Annotated in this window: 23 protein-coding genes; 12 read left to right on the plus strand and 11 right to left on the minus strand. The window is 64.1% G+C overall.

Annotated features, from left to right (window positions below; all coding sequences use genetic code 11):
* Positions 1-375: 375 nt before the first annotated feature.
* The 11 genes from ACODT0_RS17690 to ACODT0_RS17740 are packed head-to-tail and all read left to right on the plus strand — an operon-like array spanning position 376 to position 12,715.
* A complete protein-coding gene (locus ACODT0_RS17690) occupies positions 376-3,285 on the plus strand; it encodes a phage tail tape measure C-terminal domain-containing protein (RefSeq protein WP_489041854.1) in 2,910 nt (969 codons plus the stop codon).
* Positions 3,282-4,208 carry a hypothetical protein gene (locus ACODT0_RS17695; protein WP_489041855.1) on the plus strand — a complete coding sequence of 309 codons (927 nt, stop codon included), beginning with the start codon at positions 3,282-3,284 and terminating at the stop codon, positions 4,206-4,208. Before ACODT0_RS17690 ends, ACODT0_RS17695 begins: the two co-directional genes overlap by 4 nt.
* Positions 4,205-5,089 (plus strand): DUF2163 domain-containing protein, encoded by an 885-nt coding sequence (locus ACODT0_RS17700; RefSeq protein WP_489041856.1) that lies wholly within the window; start codon positions 4,205-4,207, stop codon positions 5,087-5,089. Before ACODT0_RS17695 ends, ACODT0_RS17700 begins: the two co-directional genes overlap by 4 nt.
* Entirely contained in the window at positions 5,086-5,523 is a 438-nt protein-coding gene (locus tag ACODT0_RS17705) for a C40 family peptidase (RefSeq protein WP_489041857.1), read from the plus strand. The genes ACODT0_RS17700 and ACODT0_RS17705 overlap by 4 nt, the downstream gene beginning before the upstream one ends.
* Positions 5,520-8,750 carry a phage tail protein gene (locus ACODT0_RS17710; protein ID WP_489041858.1) on the plus strand — a complete coding sequence of 1,077 codons (3,231 nt, stop codon included), beginning with the start codon at positions 5,520-5,522 and terminating at the stop codon, positions 8,748-8,750. The genes ACODT0_RS17705 and ACODT0_RS17710 overlap by 4 nt, the downstream gene beginning before the upstream one ends.
* The gene (locus ACODT0_RS17715) at positions 8,747-10,279 is read left to right on the plus strand and encodes an SGNH/GDSL hydrolase family protein (RefSeq protein ID WP_489041859.1); all 1,533 of its coding nucleotides are present in this window, start codon (positions 8,747-8,749) and stop codon (positions 10,277-10,279) included. The genes ACODT0_RS17710 and ACODT0_RS17715 overlap by 4 nt, the downstream gene beginning before the upstream one ends.
* A gap of 17 nt (positions 10,280-10,296) precedes the next feature.
* Entirely contained in the window at positions 10,297-10,494 is a 198-nt protein-coding gene (locus ACODT0_RS17720; RefSeq protein ID WP_489041860.1) for a hypothetical protein, read from the plus strand.
* Between the two features lie 54 nt (positions 10,495-10,548).
* Positions 10,549-11,109 carry a hypothetical protein gene (locus ACODT0_RS17725; protein ID WP_489041861.1) on the plus strand — a complete coding sequence of 187 codons (561 nt, stop codon included), beginning with the start codon at positions 10,549-10,551 and terminating at the stop codon, positions 11,107-11,109.
* Positions 11,093-11,590, plus strand: coding sequence for a hypothetical protein (locus ACODT0_RS17730; RefSeq protein ID WP_489041862.1), 498 nt, complete (start codon positions 11,093-11,095; stop codon positions 11,588-11,590). The genes ACODT0_RS17725 and ACODT0_RS17730 overlap by 17 nt, the downstream gene beginning before the upstream one ends.
* Positions 11,590-12,165, plus strand: coding sequence for a glycoside hydrolase family 19 protein (locus ACODT0_RS17735; RefSeq protein WP_489041863.1), 576 nt, complete (start codon positions 11,590-11,592; stop codon positions 12,163-12,165). Before ACODT0_RS17730 ends, ACODT0_RS17735 begins: the two co-directional genes overlap by 1 nt.
* 49 nt (positions 12,166-12,214) lie before the next feature.
* Complete coding sequence (locus ACODT0_RS17740) at positions 12,215-12,715, plus strand: DUF2514 family protein (protein ID WP_489041864.1); 501 nt, start codon at positions 12,215-12,217, stop codon at positions 12,713-12,715.
* A gap of 25 nt (positions 12,716-12,740) precedes the next feature.
* Here the strand turns inward: ACODT0_RS17740 and ACODT0_RS17745 are convergent, their stop codons facing one another.
* From ACODT0_RS17745 to ACODT0_RS17770, 6 genes are all read right to left on the minus strand, one after another.
* On the minus strand, positions 12,741-13,151 hold the full coding sequence (locus ACODT0_RS17745; protein ID WP_489041865.1) for a superinfection immunity protein: 411 nt from the start codon (positions 13,149-13,151) through the stop codon (positions 12,741-12,743).
* A 116-nt stretch (positions 13,152-13,267) separates the two neighbouring features.
* Positions 13,268-13,576 (minus strand): hypothetical protein, encoded by a 309-nt coding sequence (locus ACODT0_RS17750; protein ID WP_489041866.1) that lies wholly within the window; start codon positions 13,574-13,576, stop codon positions 13,268-13,270.
* Complete coding sequence (locus tag ACODT0_RS17755) at positions 13,573-13,830, minus strand: hypothetical protein (RefSeq protein ID WP_489041867.1); 258 nt, start codon at positions 13,828-13,830, stop codon at positions 13,573-13,575. Before ACODT0_RS17755 ends, ACODT0_RS17750 begins: the two co-directional genes overlap by 4 nt.
* Before the next feature lie 5 nt (positions 13,831-13,835).
* On the minus strand, positions 13,836-14,045 hold the full coding sequence (locus ACODT0_RS17760; RefSeq protein WP_489041868.1) for a hypothetical protein: 210 nt from the start codon (positions 14,043-14,045) through the stop codon (positions 13,836-13,838).
* Positions 14,046-14,066: 21 nt separating this feature from the next.
* Positions 14,067-14,348, minus strand: a complete 282-nt coding sequence (locus ACODT0_RS17765; RefSeq protein WP_489041869.1) for a hypothetical protein — start codon at positions 14,346-14,348, stop codon at positions 14,067-14,069.
* Positions 14,349-14,350: 2 nt separating this feature from the next.
* On the minus strand, positions 14,351-14,773 hold the full coding sequence (locus ACODT0_RS17770; protein ID WP_489041870.1) for a hypothetical protein: 423 nt from the start codon (positions 14,771-14,773) through the stop codon (positions 14,351-14,353).
* A 108-nt stretch (positions 14,774-14,881) separates the two neighbouring features.
* Between ACODT0_RS17770 and ACODT0_RS17775 the strand changes: the two genes are divergently transcribed.
* Positions 14,882-15,562, plus strand: a complete 681-nt coding sequence (locus ACODT0_RS17775) for an SOS response-associated peptidase (RefSeq protein WP_489041929.1) — start codon at positions 14,882-14,884, stop codon at positions 15,560-15,562.
* Positions 15,563-15,575: 13 nt separating this feature from the next.
* On the opposite strand, the gene ACODT0_RS17780 is transcribed toward ACODT0_RS17775, so the two are convergent.
* The 5 genes from ACODT0_RS17780 to ACODT0_RS17800 all read right to left on the minus strand — a co-directional run bounded on the left by ACODT0_RS17780 (position 15,576) and on the right by ACODT0_RS17800 (position 18,928).
* A complete protein-coding gene (locus tag ACODT0_RS17780; RefSeq protein ID WP_489041871.1) occupies positions 15,576-15,806 on the minus strand; it encodes a hypothetical protein in 231 nt (76 codons plus the stop codon).
* 65 nt (positions 15,807-15,871) lie between these two features.
* Complete coding sequence (locus ACODT0_RS17785) at positions 15,872-16,147, minus strand: hypothetical protein (protein ID WP_489041872.1); 276 nt, start codon at positions 16,145-16,147, stop codon at positions 15,872-15,874.
* 142 nt (positions 16,148-16,289) lie between these two features.
* Positions 16,290-17,384 (minus strand): FkbM family methyltransferase, encoded by a 1,095-nt coding sequence (locus ACODT0_RS17790; RefSeq protein ID WP_057595720.1) that lies wholly within the window; start codon positions 17,382-17,384, stop codon positions 16,290-16,292.
* A 152-nt stretch (positions 17,385-17,536) separates the two neighbouring features.
* A complete protein-coding gene (locus tag ACODT0_RS17795; RefSeq protein ID WP_489041873.1) occupies positions 17,537-18,160 on the minus strand; it encodes an FMN-binding negative transcriptional regulator in 624 nt (207 codons plus the stop codon).
* A 9-nt stretch (positions 18,161-18,169) separates the two neighbouring features.
* On the minus strand, positions 18,170-18,928 hold the full coding sequence (locus ACODT0_RS17800) for a hypothetical protein (protein WP_489041874.1): 759 nt from the start codon (positions 18,926-18,928) through the stop codon (positions 18,170-18,172).
* Positions 18,929-19,047 lie beyond the last annotated feature (119 nt).

Below are 19,047 nucleotides of genomic sequence, written 5' to 3' on the forward strand. Positions count from 1 at the left end.
AGCATCGCCCACGAGTTTGGCGCGTTTTGCCTAGGTAAGACTCGGCTCGATCGGGCGCGGAATGGTAAGGGCTGTCAACAGCTTCAAGCATCTGGAAGCGGGTGCTTGGAGATGCGATCAGCATCACCTCGCGGTGGTACTTGGTGTGCTCAGCCCTGGCGGGGCGAGTCTAGGTGTGGTCTGCCGAGGTATGGGCTGACAACAGCTCCCAGCGCCGCGTGCGGCGCTGTGGGATGCATTCAGCATCAGGTGGCGGGCCAGGGCAGGGCTAGGCATGCAGGGGCGGGCTAGGGCGCGTCACGGTAAGGCAAGGTATGGGCCGAAAGGCATGAGAGGGCGATCTTCGGATCGCCCTTTTCTTTTGGGAGACGCGAAGTGGATTTTGCAACGCTTGGAATTCGTATCGACAGCAGCCAAGCAAAGGCGGCTTTCAAGGACCTTGAGAAACTGAAGGAAGCCGGCGAGGGCGCCGAAAAATCCGTCGAGGATGTCGGTAAGGCCGGCGAGAAGGCGGCGAGCGGACTGAAAGCGGCCGGCGGCGCGACGAAGCAAGCCAGCAAGTCCATCGACGAGTACATCCAGAAGCTCGACATGATGAACCGGTCGCAGCTCAGCGCCGCGACTTCGGCCAAGCTGATCGAGCTCAACCAGAAGGGCGCGTCGGCGGCTCAGTTGCTGGCGGCGAAGAACGCTCTCGATGCTTCCGACGTGAAACGCACCTCGCTGGCGATCGACGACCAGGTGAAGAAGCTGCAGATGGTCGCGAAGACCAACGGCATGAACACGCGCGAGACGAAACTCTACGAGCTTGCGGTTCAAGGTGCTTCGAGGGCTCAACTGCAGGCAGCCGACTCAGCGATTCGACAGAATGACGCGTACCTGAAAGGCGTGGCAATCACCCAGGCGCTGAAGATTGGCCTCATTGCCCTCGCCAGTGCTGCCAGCGCGGCTGCGGTTGCTTCGCTGGCAGGTGGCATCAACCTGCTGGATTCTCTGGACGACCTCTCCGAGAAAACCGGGCTAAGCACCGAGAGACTTAGCGCTCTGCGCTTTGCAGGGGAGGCTTCGGGAACAAGCTTTGAAGTACTGCGGGGCGGGATCACCCGCCTGTCCAGGGTAATGGCTGAAGCGGCTGGTGGCAACAAAGAGGCCATTGCCACCTTCAACGCCCTGGGCGTCGCCGTCACGGATACCAACGGCAAGCTTCGCAGCAGCGATGACGTGCTGGTAGACCTTGCCTCTCGTTTCTCCGGATATGAGGACGGCGCGTCGAAGTCCGCTCTTGCGCAGAGGGTGTTTGGAAAGAGCGCTGAAGAAATGCTCCCGTTCTTGAACCTGGGGGCGAACGGGATTGAACGCTTGCGCAAGGAGGCAGAGCTTCTCGGCTCGATCTTTGATGGGGCGCTTGCGAAAAGCGCGGCTGACTTCAACGACAACTTGACGAAAATCAAGCTCGCATCCGAGGGCGCCGCGATCTCGATCTCGTCAGGCCTGATTCGAACTCTCGCCAATCTGAGTACCGAATTCCTCGAGGCAAAGAAGAATGGCGGGCTGTTCGCGGCCGGGATGGAGTCCTACTTCTCGGGCGTCAAAGCGTTCTGGAGCGGGCGCCTTTTCTCTGGCCAGGCGGCGGTCAAGACAACGGCAGAGATTCAGGACTACGTGAACAAGCTCGGCGGGCTTCCCGCCGGTGGTGGGCGAGGGATCGTCAACCCTCAGGTGGTTGCTCCAGTCGTCAAAGGACCGCAGCCCAAGACGCCAAAGGCGCCCAAGGACAACTCAGCAGAGCAAGAGGCCAAGGCGCAACTCCAGCGCGACATCGAGAGCTACCGCAAAGACCAGGAAGCTCTCACCAACACCATCGCCAACAGCGAGAAGCTGCTCGAGGCGCGCCGCTCCCTGAGCCTAGTGAGCGAGTCGGAGTACTGGGAGAAGAAGCGGGACTTCCTCCGGCAGAACGAGGTCGCCCAAGAGAGCGCGCTGCAGAAGGAGATCGATCGACTCAAACAAGAAGACCTCAGCGGCAAGGATCGGATCGACAACGAGCGCAAGATCGACGATGCCATCGCGAAGTTGAAGAAGTCACGCGAGAACTACACGGCAAACACGCAGCTACTGGCCTACCAAGAGCAAGAGTCGGTCAAGCGGATTGCGGACGCCTACGACCGTGCCAGGGAGTCTGCACAAGGGTATCTGGATACGGTGGCGCGCAACTACGACCGGGAGATCGCAGGCTTCGGCCGCGGCGACAAGTTTCGCGCCGACCTGTCCGCTCGCGGCGCCATCGATGACCGGCTGCAGCAGCGCGAAGCCGAGTTGCAGGGCGAGCTTCGCCGGAAGGAGATCAACGACTCGGTCTACGAGCAATACATCACCGTCGCGCGCGACACTTACAGCAAGGAGATCACCCTCTACGAGGCCCGGACGGCGCGGCTTGAGGAGTTGCAGAAGAGCTGGATCGCGGGGGCGACCGAGGCGCTCACGAACTACTACGACGAGAGCCAGGAGATCGCGAAGCATTCGGCGGATGCAATCGGGAATGCCCTCAAGGGCCTGGAAGATCAGCTCACGAACCTCTTCACGGGCAAGAAGTTCGACGCCAAGTCCTTGTTCACGTCCATCGCCACGGACTTCGCGCGCAATGGCATCAAGGAGCAGATCACCGGGCCGCTCGCGAAAATGCTCAACGATTCCCTCGGTGGAGGGGGCGTCGGCGCCACGATCGCAAAGCTCCTCGGCGGTGGCGACTCGAAGGGTGCGACCGGTGCGGCATCTGCGGCCGCTGCTCAGTCTGCCCTGGCATCGAGCGCGTCCACCGCAACGGCCTCTATTGGCCAACTCGCGATCGCTGCGAACGCCGCAGCCGCTGCGATGGGGCAGGGCAGCATCTCCAGCGCGCTGAGCGCGGCCAACCTGGTCGGCAGTGGGGGCGGGGATTCCTTGGGAGCCCTGATCTCCGCCATGGGCTGGGCCGATGGTGGATACACCGGCAGTGGCGGTAAGTACGAGCCGGCTGGGGTGGTTCACCGCGGCGAGTTCGTGGTCAACGCCGAGAACACCCGTCGCCTGGGCCTGTCGTTCCTTGAGCGCTTGAACCAGCGTGGCTATGCCGATGGGGGATACGTCAACGGGATCATGGGCGGGAACCTCTCCTCCAGCACCACCACCGATAACAGCCGCATCGAGATTCACAACCACTTCGCTGTGGGCACGACCGCTGAAACGATCGACCAGGCTGCGCTGAAGATGCAGCGTGCCCTGGGCCGGTCCGGGAGGAACGCATGAGCGGAATCATCGTCCTTCCGATCGTTGTTCCGAAGTCGATCGTCCTCGCAGGGGTGACGGGCACTCGTTCGCGCCAGAACCAGCGCATCCGCAACCAAGGCGGCTACGTATCGGTCAACGTGGTCCGCGGATACACGCTTCGGGCGTGGCAGATCGGCACGGGTCCCATGAGCCTGAACGTCGCTGAGCAGGTCTTCGGACTTCAAGAGGCGACCGACGCCGGCGCCTATGGAATGCTCTATGAGGACCCGATCGATTTCACCGCGACGGGGACGAGTGGTGCCCTCCAAGGGTACATGTCGGGCGTCGAATTCGGCACCGTCGCTCGGGGCAACGGTACGCCGAACTATGGGTTCCGGAAGCTCTACGCTGCTTTCGGCACTGCCTATCAAACCGCGCGCGGTGTGACGCGGCTGAACGGCGTGCCGGTGGTGATGCGAGACGGCCTTCCAGTCGACGTCGGGGGAGCCGCGGGCAACATCGCGATCAGTGATGGCCCTTCCTATGTGACGTTCGTGCCGGACACAACGCGGGCCGTATCCAGCGTGGTAGCCGGGGCAACGACGCAGATTGCGCTGTCAAGTGCCATCCCTGGATTCGTGGTCAGCGGCCGGCTGTGGCTTCAGGGCCTTTCCGGGGCAGACGCAGGGCTGCTCAATGGCATCAGCCACGAAATCACGAACATCTCCGGTGGTGTCTACACGCTTGCGACCAACACGGCCGGCAAGGCAATCACGGTCGGTTCCGGGCAGGGGCATAAGTACCCGCAGCCGAACGAGACGCTCGCGTGGGTCGGATCGTTCTACGTGCCGGTGAACTTTCGTAGCGACTCGATCGACTGGGAGTTGGTCGTCGCTGGGGCTGCCGGCAAGAGGCAGGTCGTGATTCCCCAGACGTTCCTCGACGAGATCCGCGAAGCATGAGCAAAGCCGTCTCTGTTCCGCTCAAGGCGCACTATGCCCTGGGCACGACGACCCTTGCCCGCTGCTGGCGCTTCGAGCGACGCGACGGCGTTGTGATCACGGTTACGACGAGCTCGCGCGACCTGTTGATCAACGGCGAGGTCTACCTGTCTCGGGAGGGCGTCAACCCGACGGCCATCGAGCAGCAAGCCGACGGCGCCGTGCAGAACTCCGAGGTGAACGGCTCGCTGTCCACAGACTTCGCCTCCGAGGCCGAGATCGTCAGCGGGCTGTGGGACAAGGCGTTTGTGACGGTGTTCGAGGTCAACTTCCGGGACCTGACCATGGGACGGATGACCCTGCAGGCCGGCACGCTCGGTGACGTGAAGGCGGGGCGCTCGGCGTTCACCGCGGAGCTGCGCGGCCTGCTGCAGGCGCTTCAGCAGACGGTGGGGCGTGTCTACAGTCCGAACTGCCAGGCCAACCTGGGCGACAGCGAATGCAAGGTGGACGTCGAAGCCATGCGCTTCACCAGCACCCTTACCTCCATCACCAGTCGGCGTGTGTTCGCTGATTCTGCGGCAACGCAGGCGGCGGACTGGTTTGGCGCCGGCGTGCTGACGGTTATTTCAGGCGACATGGCCGGTGCTCAGATGGAGGTCTACGCCTTCGAAGCGGGCGTTTATACCCTCGCGCTGCCGCTGCCCATGAACCCGACCGTCGGTATGGCGTATTCGGTGCTGCCTGGGTGCCGCAAGCGGCACGAGCGCGGTAGCCGCAACCCACTGGGCATCTCGGACTGCAGCGACAAGTTCTCCAACGTCATCAATTTTCGCGGCCAGCCTCCGGCCCTGTTCCCGGGCAACAACCGAATTCTTGGCCTCGGGAGCAAGACGTCATGACCAAGCGTTCCGAGATCGTGGCCGCCGCACGTCGGTACATTGGTGCGCGGTGGACGCACCAGGGGCGACGCGACAACGCCATGGACTGTGCCGGCCTGGTGCTGCGCGTTGCGCGCGACCTTGGGATATGCGACTTGGAGGTGACCGGCTACGGCGTACAGGCCATCGACGAATCGATGCTCGAGCTATGTCGAGAGAACCTCGAAGAGATCGGCCGCGATGACTTGGCGCCGGGCGACGTGGTCGTGATGCGCTTCTCTGGAAATCGTCACATCGGCATCGTCGGCGACTACGCGCACGGCGGGCTGAGCCTGATCCATGCCCAGACTTCGCACCCTCGCTGCGTAACTGAAAACGCGCTGTCGTCGGTTTGGATGAATCACGTCCGTGCCTCGATCGCCGGCTGCTTCCGATTCCCTGGAGTGTCCGCATGAGTTCTCGCGAAGTCCTGGGCGTTGTAGGCGGTGTTGTCGGGGCGTTCTTCGGCTACCCGCAGCTCGGCTTTGTGATCGGAGGCCTGATCGGCGGTGCGATCACGCCCGGCGAGAAGACGGAGGGGCCGCGGGTCGAGGACGTGAAGGTCTCGGTCAGCGAGTACGGCGGGGGCATCCCCCAGACCTACGGCAACAACGTGCCGCCCGCGACGTGGATCTGGTCGACGGACATCATCGAGATTGGCACGACCACGAAGCAAGGGAAGGGTGGAGCGCCCGAGAACACGACCTACCGCCAGTTCATCCACGGATACCTGTGCCTGGGCAAGACGCCCCCGCCTGGAACGTCGGTCACGCTGCGCAAGGCTTGGGTGGATCGAAAGCTTCGCTACGACGCCTCCAGCGGCCTGCCGGCGTCGTCTGCTCTGGCAACGACGGAGAACCCGTTCGCCCAGATCTCGCTGCACCCGGGCTTCGAAGACCAGATTCCGCACCCGATCATCGAGGCCTATGAGGGCGTCGGCAACGTGCCGGCGTTCCGCGGTCTGATCGGCCTCTTCGTGTTCGGGCTGGAGTGCCCTGGTGGCCGTGTGCCTCAAATCTCCCTCGAGATCTGCATCGGGGCGGACGTGCAGACCGTCACCACCGCGATGGCGTCGGTGCCTTCGATTCCGGACAGCGCCTCGGCAGTCATCACCTCTGACGAGGTTTGGCAGTACAGCTTTTCGGGCGGCGGATACAACGGAATCGTTTACATAGACGTTGACTTCGTCTCGACGGAAGGCGTGCGTCGCGTGGGGCGCTACGACTTGGGTGTGTGGAACGGTGATGGGCCGTCGTACCTGGGCTATTTGCCATTCCCTGTCACCGGCACAGAGCACCCCTCGGTCGCCTGGGTCTACGACAGGCTTGGAAGAACCCATTTCCAGCTGATCCAACTCGATACCGGCTCGATCTCTTCCCTCGCCGACTTCCCGGCCGACGGCTCGATGCCGGGCCGGACGAACAACGGCCGTGGATCCTGCGATCTCGCCACCGGAAACTTTGTTTTCGCGAGCGTCGACAACCTGAATGTCTCGCGTGGCGCGATCTTGATCACTGTCTTGGGGGCAAAGAAGGATCTCGTCTTCGACTACAGCCCGATGCTGGTGGCCTATTCTGACGGTGTGATCTACGCCGTCACCATGGACGGCAGCAGCAATCTCTTCCTGGAAAGGCGCGAGACCGGGGGGGAGTTCAGTCCGGCGATGCCCATCATCGCCGGCCCGGCCGAGCCGAACCAGAAGCTTTCCTATGGGGCGCTGTGTGTCAACGAGCAGGGCGTCTTCGCATATGTGCCGCGCGGCAACTCGGGCGGCCCGAATGCGGCATCGGTGTATCGGGTCGACCTCACGACCTCGACGTGGGAATTGCTCGCGGCCGACACAGGGCAGCCGGCCGGGCTGACGCCTGGCTCGCCCAACAGCTTCACGTTCTACGCAACCCGAGATCTCGCCATCACCGGGCCGCAGCTCGTGAGCGACTCTTACCGGCTGACCCGCTACCAGGTGATCGTGCCGCAGACCGCATCGGTGGCCGACATCATCGCCAGCCAGAGCGAGCAGGCTGGCCTGCAGCCGGGGCAGTGGGACGCGTCATCCATCGCCGATACGGTGTGGGGCTACACCACCAACGTCAACCCTGCGAGCGCCCGCTCGAACCTCGAGCCGCTGCTGAACTACGGCGCGATCGGCGTGGTGGAAGAGGACGGGCTGATTCGGTACTTCAACCGCGCCGGCCGCACGCCCGCTGCTGCGATCTCCTGGGACGAGCTCGCGTGCCAGGAAGACGGCCAGGAAGCGGTCGACGCATTCCCGCTTTCCCGTGCTCAGGAGGCCGAGTGTCCGCGCAGTGTCACGATCAGCTATCTCAACCCGGATTTCGACTACCAGACCAGCACCGAGACCGCACGGCGCATCGTGACCGACTCGATACTCGACCAGCAGATCGAGATCGCGGTGGCGATGAGCCCTGACCAGGCCGCCACCATCGCGCACCGCGTGCTCTATGAGAGGTGGATCGCGCGCATGACCCGGTCGCTGAAGGTGTCGCGCAAATACGCATTCCTCAGCGCTGGTGACGTGGTGACCGTCGAGTATCCGCGCGGGACGTTGAGCAACTGGATGCTGACGAAGCTGACCGACACCGGAGCAGTGATGGAGGCCGAGTGCTTCCCCTACGACGCCGAGCTGCTGGTGCAGACGGTGCCCGGCTCCAACGGCCAGCAAGGGCAGCAATTGGCGCCTCTGCCACCGTCGACGCGCCTACAACTGCTCGACATTCCAATCCTGCGTGACGAGGACAACGACGCCGGGCTCTATGCGGCGATGGAAGGCTTTGTACCCACGTCTTGGCGCGGGGCTGAGCTGTTCGCGGGGGATGACGCCGCGACGCTGGAGTCGCGCGGGACCGTGAACAACGCGGCGGTGATCGGCTATGCCGAGACGGCGCTGGGCGGGTGGAGTCTGCGCATGTGCGACGAGCAGAACCTGCTGACCGTCAACGTCGGCGAAGGGGAGCTCACCACGATCACGAAGGCCGCGCTGCTGACGGGATCTGTGAATGTGGCGGCGCTGGGTCAGCCTGGGCGATGGGAGATCATCAAGTTCCGCCAGGCCGACGATCTCGGCGGCGGGCGTTTCATCTTGTCGGGATTCGTGCGCGGTGCGCGCGGCACCGAGCGCAACCGCGGCAATCACGCGGTGGGAGATGTCTTCGTCGTGCTGGGGGTCGGCGGCACGCTGCGGCCGAACTTCGAGGCGGGCAGCATCGGCCAGACCAAGGCGTACAGGGCCGTGTCTAAGGGGCGGTCTTTCGAAAGCGCCTCGACGCAGGAGTATGCAAACACGGCCGAAGGGCTTAAGCCGTTCTCGCCGACGAATCTCTCGAAGGCCGTCGTCAGTAACGACATCACGCTGTCGTGGGTCCGTCGCACCCGCATGTCGGAAAACTGGCTCGCTGGCATCGTGCCACTCGGGGAGGCCGCCGAAGCCTACGAGGTGGTCATCTACAGCGACAACACCTTTTCCACCGTGAAGCGCGTGATCGCCGCGGCCACGCGCAGCGCCGTCTACACCTCGGCGCAGCAGATCGCCGACTTCGGTTCCAACCAATCCACGCTCTACGTCCGGGTCTACCAGATCTCGGATGTTGTGGGGCGTGGGCATCCACTCCAGGCCACCATATGACCATGAACCAGGTAGCGGCCGGCGCAGGCGCCGACGTTGTCATCAACGAGAATTTCCGCGCTGTGAACCCGGCATCCCTGTACGGAATCAAGTCGGTTGCGGGCCTCGTGCTGACGCTGTACGGCGGGTTCTTCAACGATGTTGACGTGGCGGATCAGGGTGTGACCCTGGCGGCCAGCAGCACCAACTACGTTGTTGCCCATCGCACGACGGGCGCGGTGACTTCTGCGACGACCGCGACGAACTGGAACAACCAGACGGTGTACATGCGGCTGTACCAGTTCGCCACGGGTCCGTCGACGATCACGATCGCCGCCAACTCCGACAAGCGGCAGGCCTATGTCCGTCCAGGCGGGACCGGTGTCGTCGTCAGTGTGGTCCCGGGCACGGGTATCGCGGTGGACAACACCGACCCAGCCAACCCTGTGGTGAGCTCGACCACGCCGGGCGGCAGCAGCGACCCCACGCTGCGAGCCGGCAGCCTGACGAAATGGACTGCAGCCAAGGCGCGCGGATCGTCCAACCCCGCACGACTTGCCTTCGTGGGCGATAGCAATGTGGCCGGGCAAGGCACCGGCACCGGGACGAACGGGCTCACCGGGGCTGCGGCTACCTGCATGGCGCGAAAGTTCTCGACCCTGGCGGGCTTCCAGATCGAGAGCTTCTTCGGCGAACAGAACGTGCTGGCCGCCAGCGGCACCGTTTCGGGCTACGACCCCAGAATTGCACTCGGCTCGGGATGGGCGGGCGACACTGCTCCCAACGTGTTCGGCGGCCGTTTCATGAAATCTACGGCCGCGCCTGCTGGGCGTCTCACCTTCTCGCCTGTCGCTGCGTTCAGCAAGTTCCGCATCTGGCACCCGATCTCGTCGGTGGGCAACACTGCGACCACGATCTACGTCGACGGGTCGCTGGTCGATACCTTCTCGGAGGCCGGTTCGAACGCCTTCACCTCGAAGGACTACACCGTGAGCGCCGGCACGCATGTGATCGGTGTAGGTGGGGGGGCGACCGGTAACGTCTTCGTGGCCGGCATCGAGACCTTCGACGGCACGAGCAAGCCGGTGATGCTGCAGGGCGGCTGGAGCGGCGCGAAAGCGGCGGACATCAACGGGTCGACCGATCCGTGGTCGTACCGCAATTCGTTGGTTGCGATGGCGCCCGACTTCACGATCGTCTACTGCACCATCAACGACGGCAACGCGAAGACCGCGGGCAATACCTACTACGCGGCGATGGAGGCATTGGTGAAAGCCCTATCTCCTTCTTCTGGAGGATGCCTTTGCGTGGGCCTGCCGGCCAACATGGCGGCGACCAACGACAGCTACTACGACGCCATGGCGACGCTGCTCAAAAACCTCGCCACCGACTACGGTTGGTTCTTCTACGACGGCCGCCGCATCTTCGGTCGGTCGTTCGCGCGAGCCACGGACAAGGGCTATATCTACGACTCGATGCACCCGAACGTGACGGGCTCCGATGCATTTGCGAGTGACCTCTACACCTTCTTGAGTGGCGAGGGGCTGTGATCCGCCTTGCGATCTGTATGGCAGCGGCGCTGGTCGCATGTGAGCGGCACACCTACGCCGACGACAGGGTGCCTGATCGCGAGGGAATGACCTGCCGCGAATACATGGCCGAGTACGGACCGCGCCCGCGCGAGGGGACCATGTCGATGAAGGCGTTCGCCGAGGGGTACGAGAGGTACTGCCAGGACGAGAACGTGCTCTTCAAACGAAAGTGACCACCACTTTTCTGCAACCCGCTTCGGCGGGTTTTTTATGCCTGAAAGGTCCACATGCGAAAGCTGATCGCTCGGCTCTGGGACGGCATCGCCCAGAGCTTCCTGGGCACCGCGATGCTGGTGTACGTCGAGAACCTTCGGGACTACGTTGCATGGGCGCCGAGCCTGCCGCGCAACCAAGATCGCGCGGAGGTCCGGCTACAGGCTTCGTTCATCACGGCAGCGTTTCTGTTGCTGTTGGCCGAGCCAATCTTCTACATCTTCTTCGTGCCGGACGCCCTGATCAGCCGGGTGAGCTCAATCGCTTACTCGAGATGGTGCGTGGTCGGTGCCTTTGGTCTGGCGTTCGCCGCTGCGCTGCCGCACCTGTTCACGTTGATCTTCAAGCCCGACATCCTGCACCGGAAGTGCTTTCGCACTGCCGCCGCCTGGGCCGCCATTGTTGCTGCCTGCACATGGATGGTCCTCGCGAATCGCGCCGTGCGTCTTGATGTCGGCGGCCTCGAGTGGGCCTATGGCATCCGGGCAATGGTGTCTCTTTTCATCGGCGGAATCTTCGCCTTCTCAGTCAACTCACAACAAATGAGGGAGACCTTCGATGCAGCGTCCCGTTAACGTGGCCATCTACCTTTGGATCGTCTGCTACACGGCCCTGAGCCATGCCAGCACGTCGTTCGCCCAGGACGTGATCGCCTACGACTGGCTGTCGTTGATCTTCGCAGCCTCAGCCGGCCTGCTTGGCGGTGCCGCGCGCACGATCTTCACGCTGGTGTCCGAGCGCGCGCTGGTTGGCAACGTGAAGGCACTGCTGCTGAAGGACCTCGTGGTGGCGCTGATCGGTGGCGCCGCGATGTACCTTGCGATCCAGGGCTACAACGCCGCGGCCGGCGCAATGGGGGACTTCCTCAAGCTGCCCACCATCGTCCACGACCTGCGCGTGCTGCTGATCCTCTGGGCGGGCTTCTCGCGCGGCCGGTGGCTGGGCGTGCTGGACCGCTTCGCTTCCGATGCCATCGCCAACGCGAGCAGCAGGCTGCGTGGCGGTGCGCCTGTTGACCCGCCGCCATCGGTGGCTGCACCTCTCGGAGAAAAATGATGGATGCGACCCTTCTTGCGCGCTGCACCGGCGCGCGGCTCGAGCGCGCGCGCTTGTTCGCTGGCGCACTGTCGGCCGGAATGGCTTTCTACGGCATCGACACGCCGATGCGGCAGATCATGTTCCTGCCCAACGTGGGGCACGAGTCTGGCCGCCTCGAGTACACGACCGAGCTCTGGGGTCCCACGCCAGCGCAGACGCGGTACGAGGGCAGGGTGGACCTCGGGAACACGCAACCCGGCGACGGGAAGCGCTTCCGCGGGCACGGCCTGATCCAAGTCACCGGCCGCGCGAACCACGCCGCAGTGCGTGATCGCCTGCGGGATCGATTCCCTGGCGTGCCGGACTTCGTCGCCGAGCCCGAGAAGATGGCCGAGACGCAATGGGCGGCGCTGTCCGCCTGCGACTACTGGGACATGCGCAACCTGAACGCTGTGGCCGACATGGGCAACTTCGATCATGTCTGCGACATCATCAACCGCGGCCGAGCCACGCCGGCTGCTGGTGATTCGAACGGTTGGGCGGACCGCCTGGCGCTTCACGAGGCCGCGCGCAAGGCGCTGGGGCTCGCATGAAGTGGTGCTGCCTGTGCGGTGGCGAGGGCCACACGTCCGCGAGGTGCCCGTGGCTGCGCTCCTGAATCCCCGGGTCTGGACCGCCATGGCCTTGGCTGTCGGCCTGGCCTTCACCCACTTCTTCGTCTACCGCGCCGGCCGTGCGTCGCTGCGCGGGGAATTCGATGCCTACAAGATCGCCCAGCAGGAGGCCCGCATCCTGGCTGACAAGGCGCGAGCGCAGCGGGCAGAGCAACGGCAGCAGGCCGTCGACAAGGAGGCCCGAGATGGGCAACAGCAGATTGCATTCCTGGAAAGTCAGCTTGGCGCTGTCCGCTCTGATGGTGAGCGCATGCGGAACCTCTATCTCGCCGCCGCCGAGCGAGCCAGAACGCTGGCCCGAGCTCCCGCCTCAGGGCCGGGTCAGCCTGATCCCGATCCCATCGGAGTGTTCGCCGGACTGCTTGAGCGCGCTGACCGAAGAGCGGAAGCGGTCGGAGGCTACGCTCAGAAGCTCCGGATTGCTGGCGCCGTCTGTGAGCGTTCCTGGGACGCAGTGAAGGCGAAGTAGGGCGCGCACCACCCTGCAGGGCAGCCTACCTGGCCGCGGCGGTCAGCGAGGAACCGCAATGCTTGCACTTGATGGCTTCGGCCTTGATGGTCTCTGCGCAGAAGGGGCACTTCTTCATGGGGCCGTCGGGGACCTCTGTCACCGGCGGAACAATCACCACTTCTCTGCGGCCGCTGGTGAAGGCCCAAGCCATGGCGGCCACCCAGCCGACAAGGGTCCAGCCAAGCAGGATGTCCACGAGAGCGATAGCGATGAGGTTTGGGTGTTTGCGACGCCAGGCTTCGTAGATGGGCAGCAGGTAGAAGATGGGCGCGACCACGAAGAATGAAACGGCGGCGAACTTGCCGAAGGCATTGAGTTCGTCTGGTGGGTACTGGCCAAAAGCGTATGCGTAGTACGTCCAGAAGGCTAGCAACGCGATCCGTAGAAAGACCATAACTCCGCTCCTCAGTTGTTGATAGCGGAATGGTACGTGGGGACGCGAGGCTGCCGCCGCTCGGGCGGGCCATGCCTGCTACTTCTCCGCTGGCTTCGGCCGGCGCGGAGATGTCGCTAGGGCTGCTGGTCTGGCACCTCTTCACCATAGCGTGCGGCCACGATGGCGCGGCCAACAGCGATGCGCGGGGTAAGGCCCTCTTTCCATGGTGCCCGGCCGTCAGGGAAACGACTGCCGGGCTTGCCGGTGACGATCGCGCACCACTGGTAGCCCTTCCCGGGCATCGGGGCAACGTGGATCGCCTCGCGCTCGAGCAGCCGGTCGAATGCCGGCCAGTCGTTCGCATAGTCGGTGCCGGCCGGCTCGCCCAAGGCCTTCGCGATCCAGCCATTGAGCGCCGGGCCCGCGAGCTCGGCGGTCTTCATGCGTCGGGGGTGCCGAGTAGCGCGACCTCGGCGCCGTCGGCTGCGACCATCACGCCTGGCGTTCCCTCGGCGAGCTCGATCGGCACGCCCATGTGGATCATGCTGTCGGTCGGCGGGAAGCTGCCGATGACGCGCAGCCGCTCATATTCCTTGTGTTGGGCCGGCGTGAGAACGAACTTCTTTGGGTAGGTGTTGCCCGTGGCCTTCCAGTGCGCCACGAGCTTTTCGGTCATCGAGAGGTAGAGAGACGCCATGCCGCTCACCTCGCGCCGCGGCGGATCTCGACCGGGCCGATGCCACTGTAGACGGTCGAGCCGTCCTTCAACGAGGTGACCGTCCAGCGCTCGCCGGGCGTCACCTTGTAGTCGCCGGGCGCCAGCGGCAGCTCGGTTTCGTCATGGGCTTCGGCGCTGTACCAGGTCGGCGCGCGTAGGATTGTTACTTCGGCGGGGAAAAATTCAGCTTGCATGGTGCGATTGTCCAGGGCGCGCTAGTCGAGCTTTTCGCTCTTCATGCCGATGCGGGCTGTGAGCCAGGCTTGCAACCGCTCTTCGCCTGGCGTCTTTGCCCTGCCTTTGTGCTTGATCTGGTTGCGCTCCATTTCTTCCGCAGTTTCGGGCAGGCTGCGCACTTCGCGGGTGCTCATGATCGGCGTGGCTTCGGGGCATCGCCGCGCCGCTTGCTCGATCGACATCTTGAAGCTCGACGGGTGCGGCTTCTTCTTCCAGATGCTCGGCGGCATCATGAATGTGAAGTACTCGACGTCTTTCATGGTCAGAACGGCACATCTTCTTCGACGGCCGGCCAGCGCCTCACTTCACCGTAGATCCCGCGGATGTGAAGGCCGGCGCACTCCCTGCCGTAGCCGTATTGGTCGCCGATGGATGCGCACTTTTCTGCTACGCCGTAGGCGAACGACAGCAGATTCCGGTCGAGCTTGTCCCCGTCCTTGATCATTCCAAGTTCGACGGCTAGAGCCGTGTACTCCTTCTCGGGTTGCCGGATGCGCTGTTTCGGCTTTGGGGTGTTTTCGAAGTGCTTGCGCGCGACCTCTTCGGGAGGTTGATCTTTCAGCACTGGGTATAAGGCCTGGCCCGTTTCAACAAGACGTTCTGCGTCTGCTCGCCCTTCGGCGGCCCTGACCCATGCATTGGTGAAGCCGGAAACCCAAGCGAAGCGGTCGGTAGCTGCAGTCATCACAATCTCCAAAATACTGTATGGGTGTACAGTATCAATCCGCCCGAGCTTGACCGTCAACGGGTTCCCGAGCGCAGAATCAGTCCATCGGCAGCAAGGAGCACAGCCATCTGCAACCGTTACATCTCCCCCGACGACTATGAGATCGAGTCGTACTGGCACGTCCGTCAGAACTCGCCGCCGAAGTGGGTGAAGGCGATATGGCCGACAAAGCAGGGCCCGTTCATTCGCCGAGCAAAGGACGCGACCGGCTATGAGCGCGAACTGGTATCCGGGCGGTGGGGTCTGATCCCATGGTTCGCCAAGGATCCGAACATCAAATACCCGACCAACAACGCCAGGTCGGAGGAACTCGAGGAGAAGGCCAGCTACAAGAACCCATGGAAGCGCGGGCAGCGCTGCATCATCCCGGCGCGCTCGTTCGACGAGCCGAATTGGGAGACTGGCAAGAACCAGTGGTGGGCATTCCGGCGCGCTGACGGGGCGCCGTGGGGGCTGGCGGGCCTGTGGAACACCTGGGTAGATAAGGCCACCGGCGAGATCCACGAGAGCTACACGATGCTCACGCTGAATGCCGACGAGCACCCGCTGATGAACCGCATGCACAAGCCCGAGGTCGACCCCAAGACCAAAGAGCCGCTGCCGGCCGACAAGCAGGACAAGCGCAGTGTGATTCCGATCGAGCTCGGCGACGTCGACCTCTGGCTGGCCGGCACGGTGGATGAGGCGCGCAAGCTGCTGAAGCTGGCGCCGGTCGAGGAATTCGAGGCTGGGCCGATCGAGGGCTGAGCCTTCGGCGTAGCTACAGGCCGTCGGTATAGGCAGATCTGTCGGGCTCGTCGAACGGCGCCCGCGGCTTGACGGTCAGCCCCATCAAGCGCAGCCGGTCGCGCGCGTGTTCTGAGAGGTGCGCGAGGTGGGCCATGTGGTGCTTCACGCGCTCGTCATCCAGTTCGCCTCGCGCGAGCAGCTCGCCGAACAGCGTATGGTCGTCTTGCATGCGGCCCAGCGCGAGCGTGAGTAGTTCGAACATCTCGCGGTCCGCGTACTTGAAGCTTCTTCCACGCATAGCGTCCTTCGGCGTTGACTGCGGCCAGTCTACCGAGGCGGCCAGGGCCCGAGGCACCGGGTAAGCCACCGGTCCCCACGCATCCGCAGCCCGTCAGGACGACCCACGCGGGCCATCTCCACGCACTCCGCCGGCTCGAACATCATGGCCGTGTAGACCAGCTTCGCGGCCTGGGCGGGCTCCATCTTGCCGGCCAAGGGATAGACCGCGGCGGCAAGTTCTTCCAGCCATTCGGATCCGATGGGGTCGAAGGCAAGCACGCGGAACTCGTCGGCAAATTGCTCGAACCATTCGTCCTGTTTCATGGGGGGGATGCTATGACCTGAGCGCCAAATGTTGCGGCGTAGGTTTTGGCGTAGGTTTCAGTGAAATGACGGCGTTTTCACTGGAGGGCGAGCTTCTACCATTGAACTACACCCGCGTGGGGGCGGATTCTAGCGGATCGACTCAGAGCCCCAGCGTGCGTCGGAAATTGCGAAGCGGCGAGGTCAGCTTCCAGCTCTTGGAGGAGACCATTCCATGGATCTCCGAACGCAGGGCGTCTCGTTCGGCCGCTGCCTTGTCGCGGTCCGCCAAGACCTTGTTGCGCTCCTCCGTGAGTCGATGGCATTCGGCCAGCGCCGCGTCCCGCGCCTGTTCCGCCTCCCCCAATCGCTTGTGGAGTCGCTCGAATTGCGCTTCGGACCGGGCATCCTGCTCGGCAAAGATGCGATCGTTCTTCTGGGCAATGGCGGGGATGAGCGCGAGCCGCTGCGCGAGGTCCGCCTTGTCGAAGCCGCACACGAGGTCCGTGAACTTGTGGCTCTCGTAGACGTGGGCGTAGAAGGCCTTGGTGCTTTGCGAGTCGTCCGACAGGTCGGCGATCAGATCGGGGCCGATCGCGTAGGCAAAAGGAAAAATCTTCAGCAGCCTCTTGCGGAACTCTGGCAGGGCGATGCCGCGCCAGAGATTCAACGCGACATGGTTCATTTCCATGAACACGCGCGGACGAAACCTGGCGAGTGCCTCGCTGGCACCCTCGAGCACGTCGAGTTCGAAGCCCTCGACATCGATCTTGAGCATGTCGATGCGGTCGAGGCCGAGCTGCGGGAGGGCATCGTCGAGGCGCAGGACCTGTGCCTTGGCCTCGCTGTGGTGGTCGGCCTTGACGACGTAGTGATCGTCCGAGACGAAGAAGCCCGACAGGTCGTTCGGGTTGCCCTGCATCACGACCTCGCCCGGCTCCTTGCCGAGGGCGAAGTTGTGCGTGGAGACATGGCCGAGCGCCGCGAGCCGGACGTTCGCGGCCAGCAACTCGTAGGTCGCGGGGACCGGCTCCACCGCGGCGATGCGCCCGGCGGGGCACATCTGCGCCAGGGCCAGGCTGGTGATGCCGATGTTCGCGCCGATGTCGATGACGCGTGAATCGGGGTCGATCAGTGCCTCCATGATCGCGACCGTCTGGGGTTCGAAGCGGCTGCCGATCCGGGCGCCATAGTCGAGATCGGTCACCACGTCGTAGGTGTTCTGGCGAATCGTGATTTGCTTCGTTGTGGCGTTCATCGCGGTGAATGATTGAATCGAGAGGAAGACTTGCGGTGCGTCTTCGCTCGCCTCGATCTCGGCGGCTCCGTGCCTCTGACCGTCGAAATCGTGACTGTTTTTCTTGTGGCTCCCTGGTCTGCCGATGGTGCCATAGCCGATTGAAGATCCCGCTATGGCCGCAGGAGTCCGGCAACCGCTCGAGCGGCTGGCGATGCATCCTGCTCCAGGTTCCGCACCAGACTCTCCCGATCCGCCTCGGTGCGCTGCTGGGAAAGAAACCGCTTGCCGGTCAAGGCCTGGATCTCGATCTCGAAGCCCACGAGCCGCCGTGCCGTCTCGCCGAGGAATTCGGGCGATGCGTCCTCCACCGACCAGGGCTGCGGCCGCCCCGCTTCCTGCGCCGCGGTCAACGCCGCAAGGTGGGCGCGCATCCAGTCGGCGTCGTCGATGAATCGCAGCCGCCCTTGTGCCTGCACCGCCACGTAGTTCCAGCTCGGCGCATTGCGGCCGCTGCGCTGTCCGTTGACGTACCAGCGCGGGGAAATGTAGGCGTTGGGGCTCTGGAAGACGGCGGTGACCTCGGCCTCTCCCGGGTCCTGCGTCCACAGCGAATGGCTTCGCGCCACGTGGCCCGACAGCAGGCCATGCGCGCCGCGGTCCGAGAGGTGCAGGGGCAGCAGGTTCGCGTCCATCTTTCCCGAGCGGGCGACGACGACGGTGGCGAGCGGGTAGTCGCGCATGAGCCGGTGCAGCTCGTGGCGCTCGGTCATGGCGAACAGCGGTTGGACGTGCATGGGGTCTTGCTACTTCGCCCCGTTGACCAGCGCCTGCACCGTCGCACGCGAGATCGCTGCGATGTGGGCATCGATCGCCGTCACCACCGGCTGGAACTCGGCCTTGCTCAACAGGTTGAAGTCCTTCGGTTCCGCGAAGTCCTTGAGCTGCCGTACGCGTCCCGCCTGCAGCGTCTTCAGCGGCTCGTAGGCCGAGAGCTCGATCGGCGGGGCGATGGCGAAGACCTTGGCCTCCATCGCTGGCACGGCGAAATAGCGCGTCGAACCGAGCATGCTGCGCGTGAAGAGTCCCGAATTGGCCATGTGGCTTTCGGCGCAGGGGCCGCCGCTGCACTCCATGCGCGTCAGGGTGCGCTTGCCCTCGACGACGACGACCGCCGCGATCTGCTGTTCCTTGAGTTTCTGCGTTGCCCAGGCCTGGGCCGGATTGGCGCGCCAGCCGTCGTTCTGCGAGACGGCGAGCGCATTGACGCTGGTGGTGGCGTAGTTCGTGAGCCGCACGACCTGGAAGCCGGCTCGCTCGAGGTCGGCAGTGAAGATGTCGTAGGTCCGCGACGTGGGGTTCCACGGAAACTGGTGGCTCGTCGCGAAGTTGGTGAAGACGGTGGTGCCCACGTGCATGTGCTGCGCGGGCGCCGGCATGTTGACGAGCAGGCCGACCTTCGCGCCCCTGGGCAGCTTGCCGGCATCGGGTGGAACGGGGGGCGCGGTGGTGCAGCCCACGAGCGCGGTGGCAAGCACGGCCAGGGCCAGAAGCCGTTTGAGCATCGGTTGTCTCCTCGTGTTCTTCTTGTGGCGAATGCGCCCGGATGCGGGCACGCGCGATTCTGCGGGGACGTTGCGCGCGAGGGCAAGCCGCGGCTGTCGTGGGCGGCACAATCGAGGGC

It is taken from the genome of Variovorax sp. FG153 (assembly GCF_057809595.1).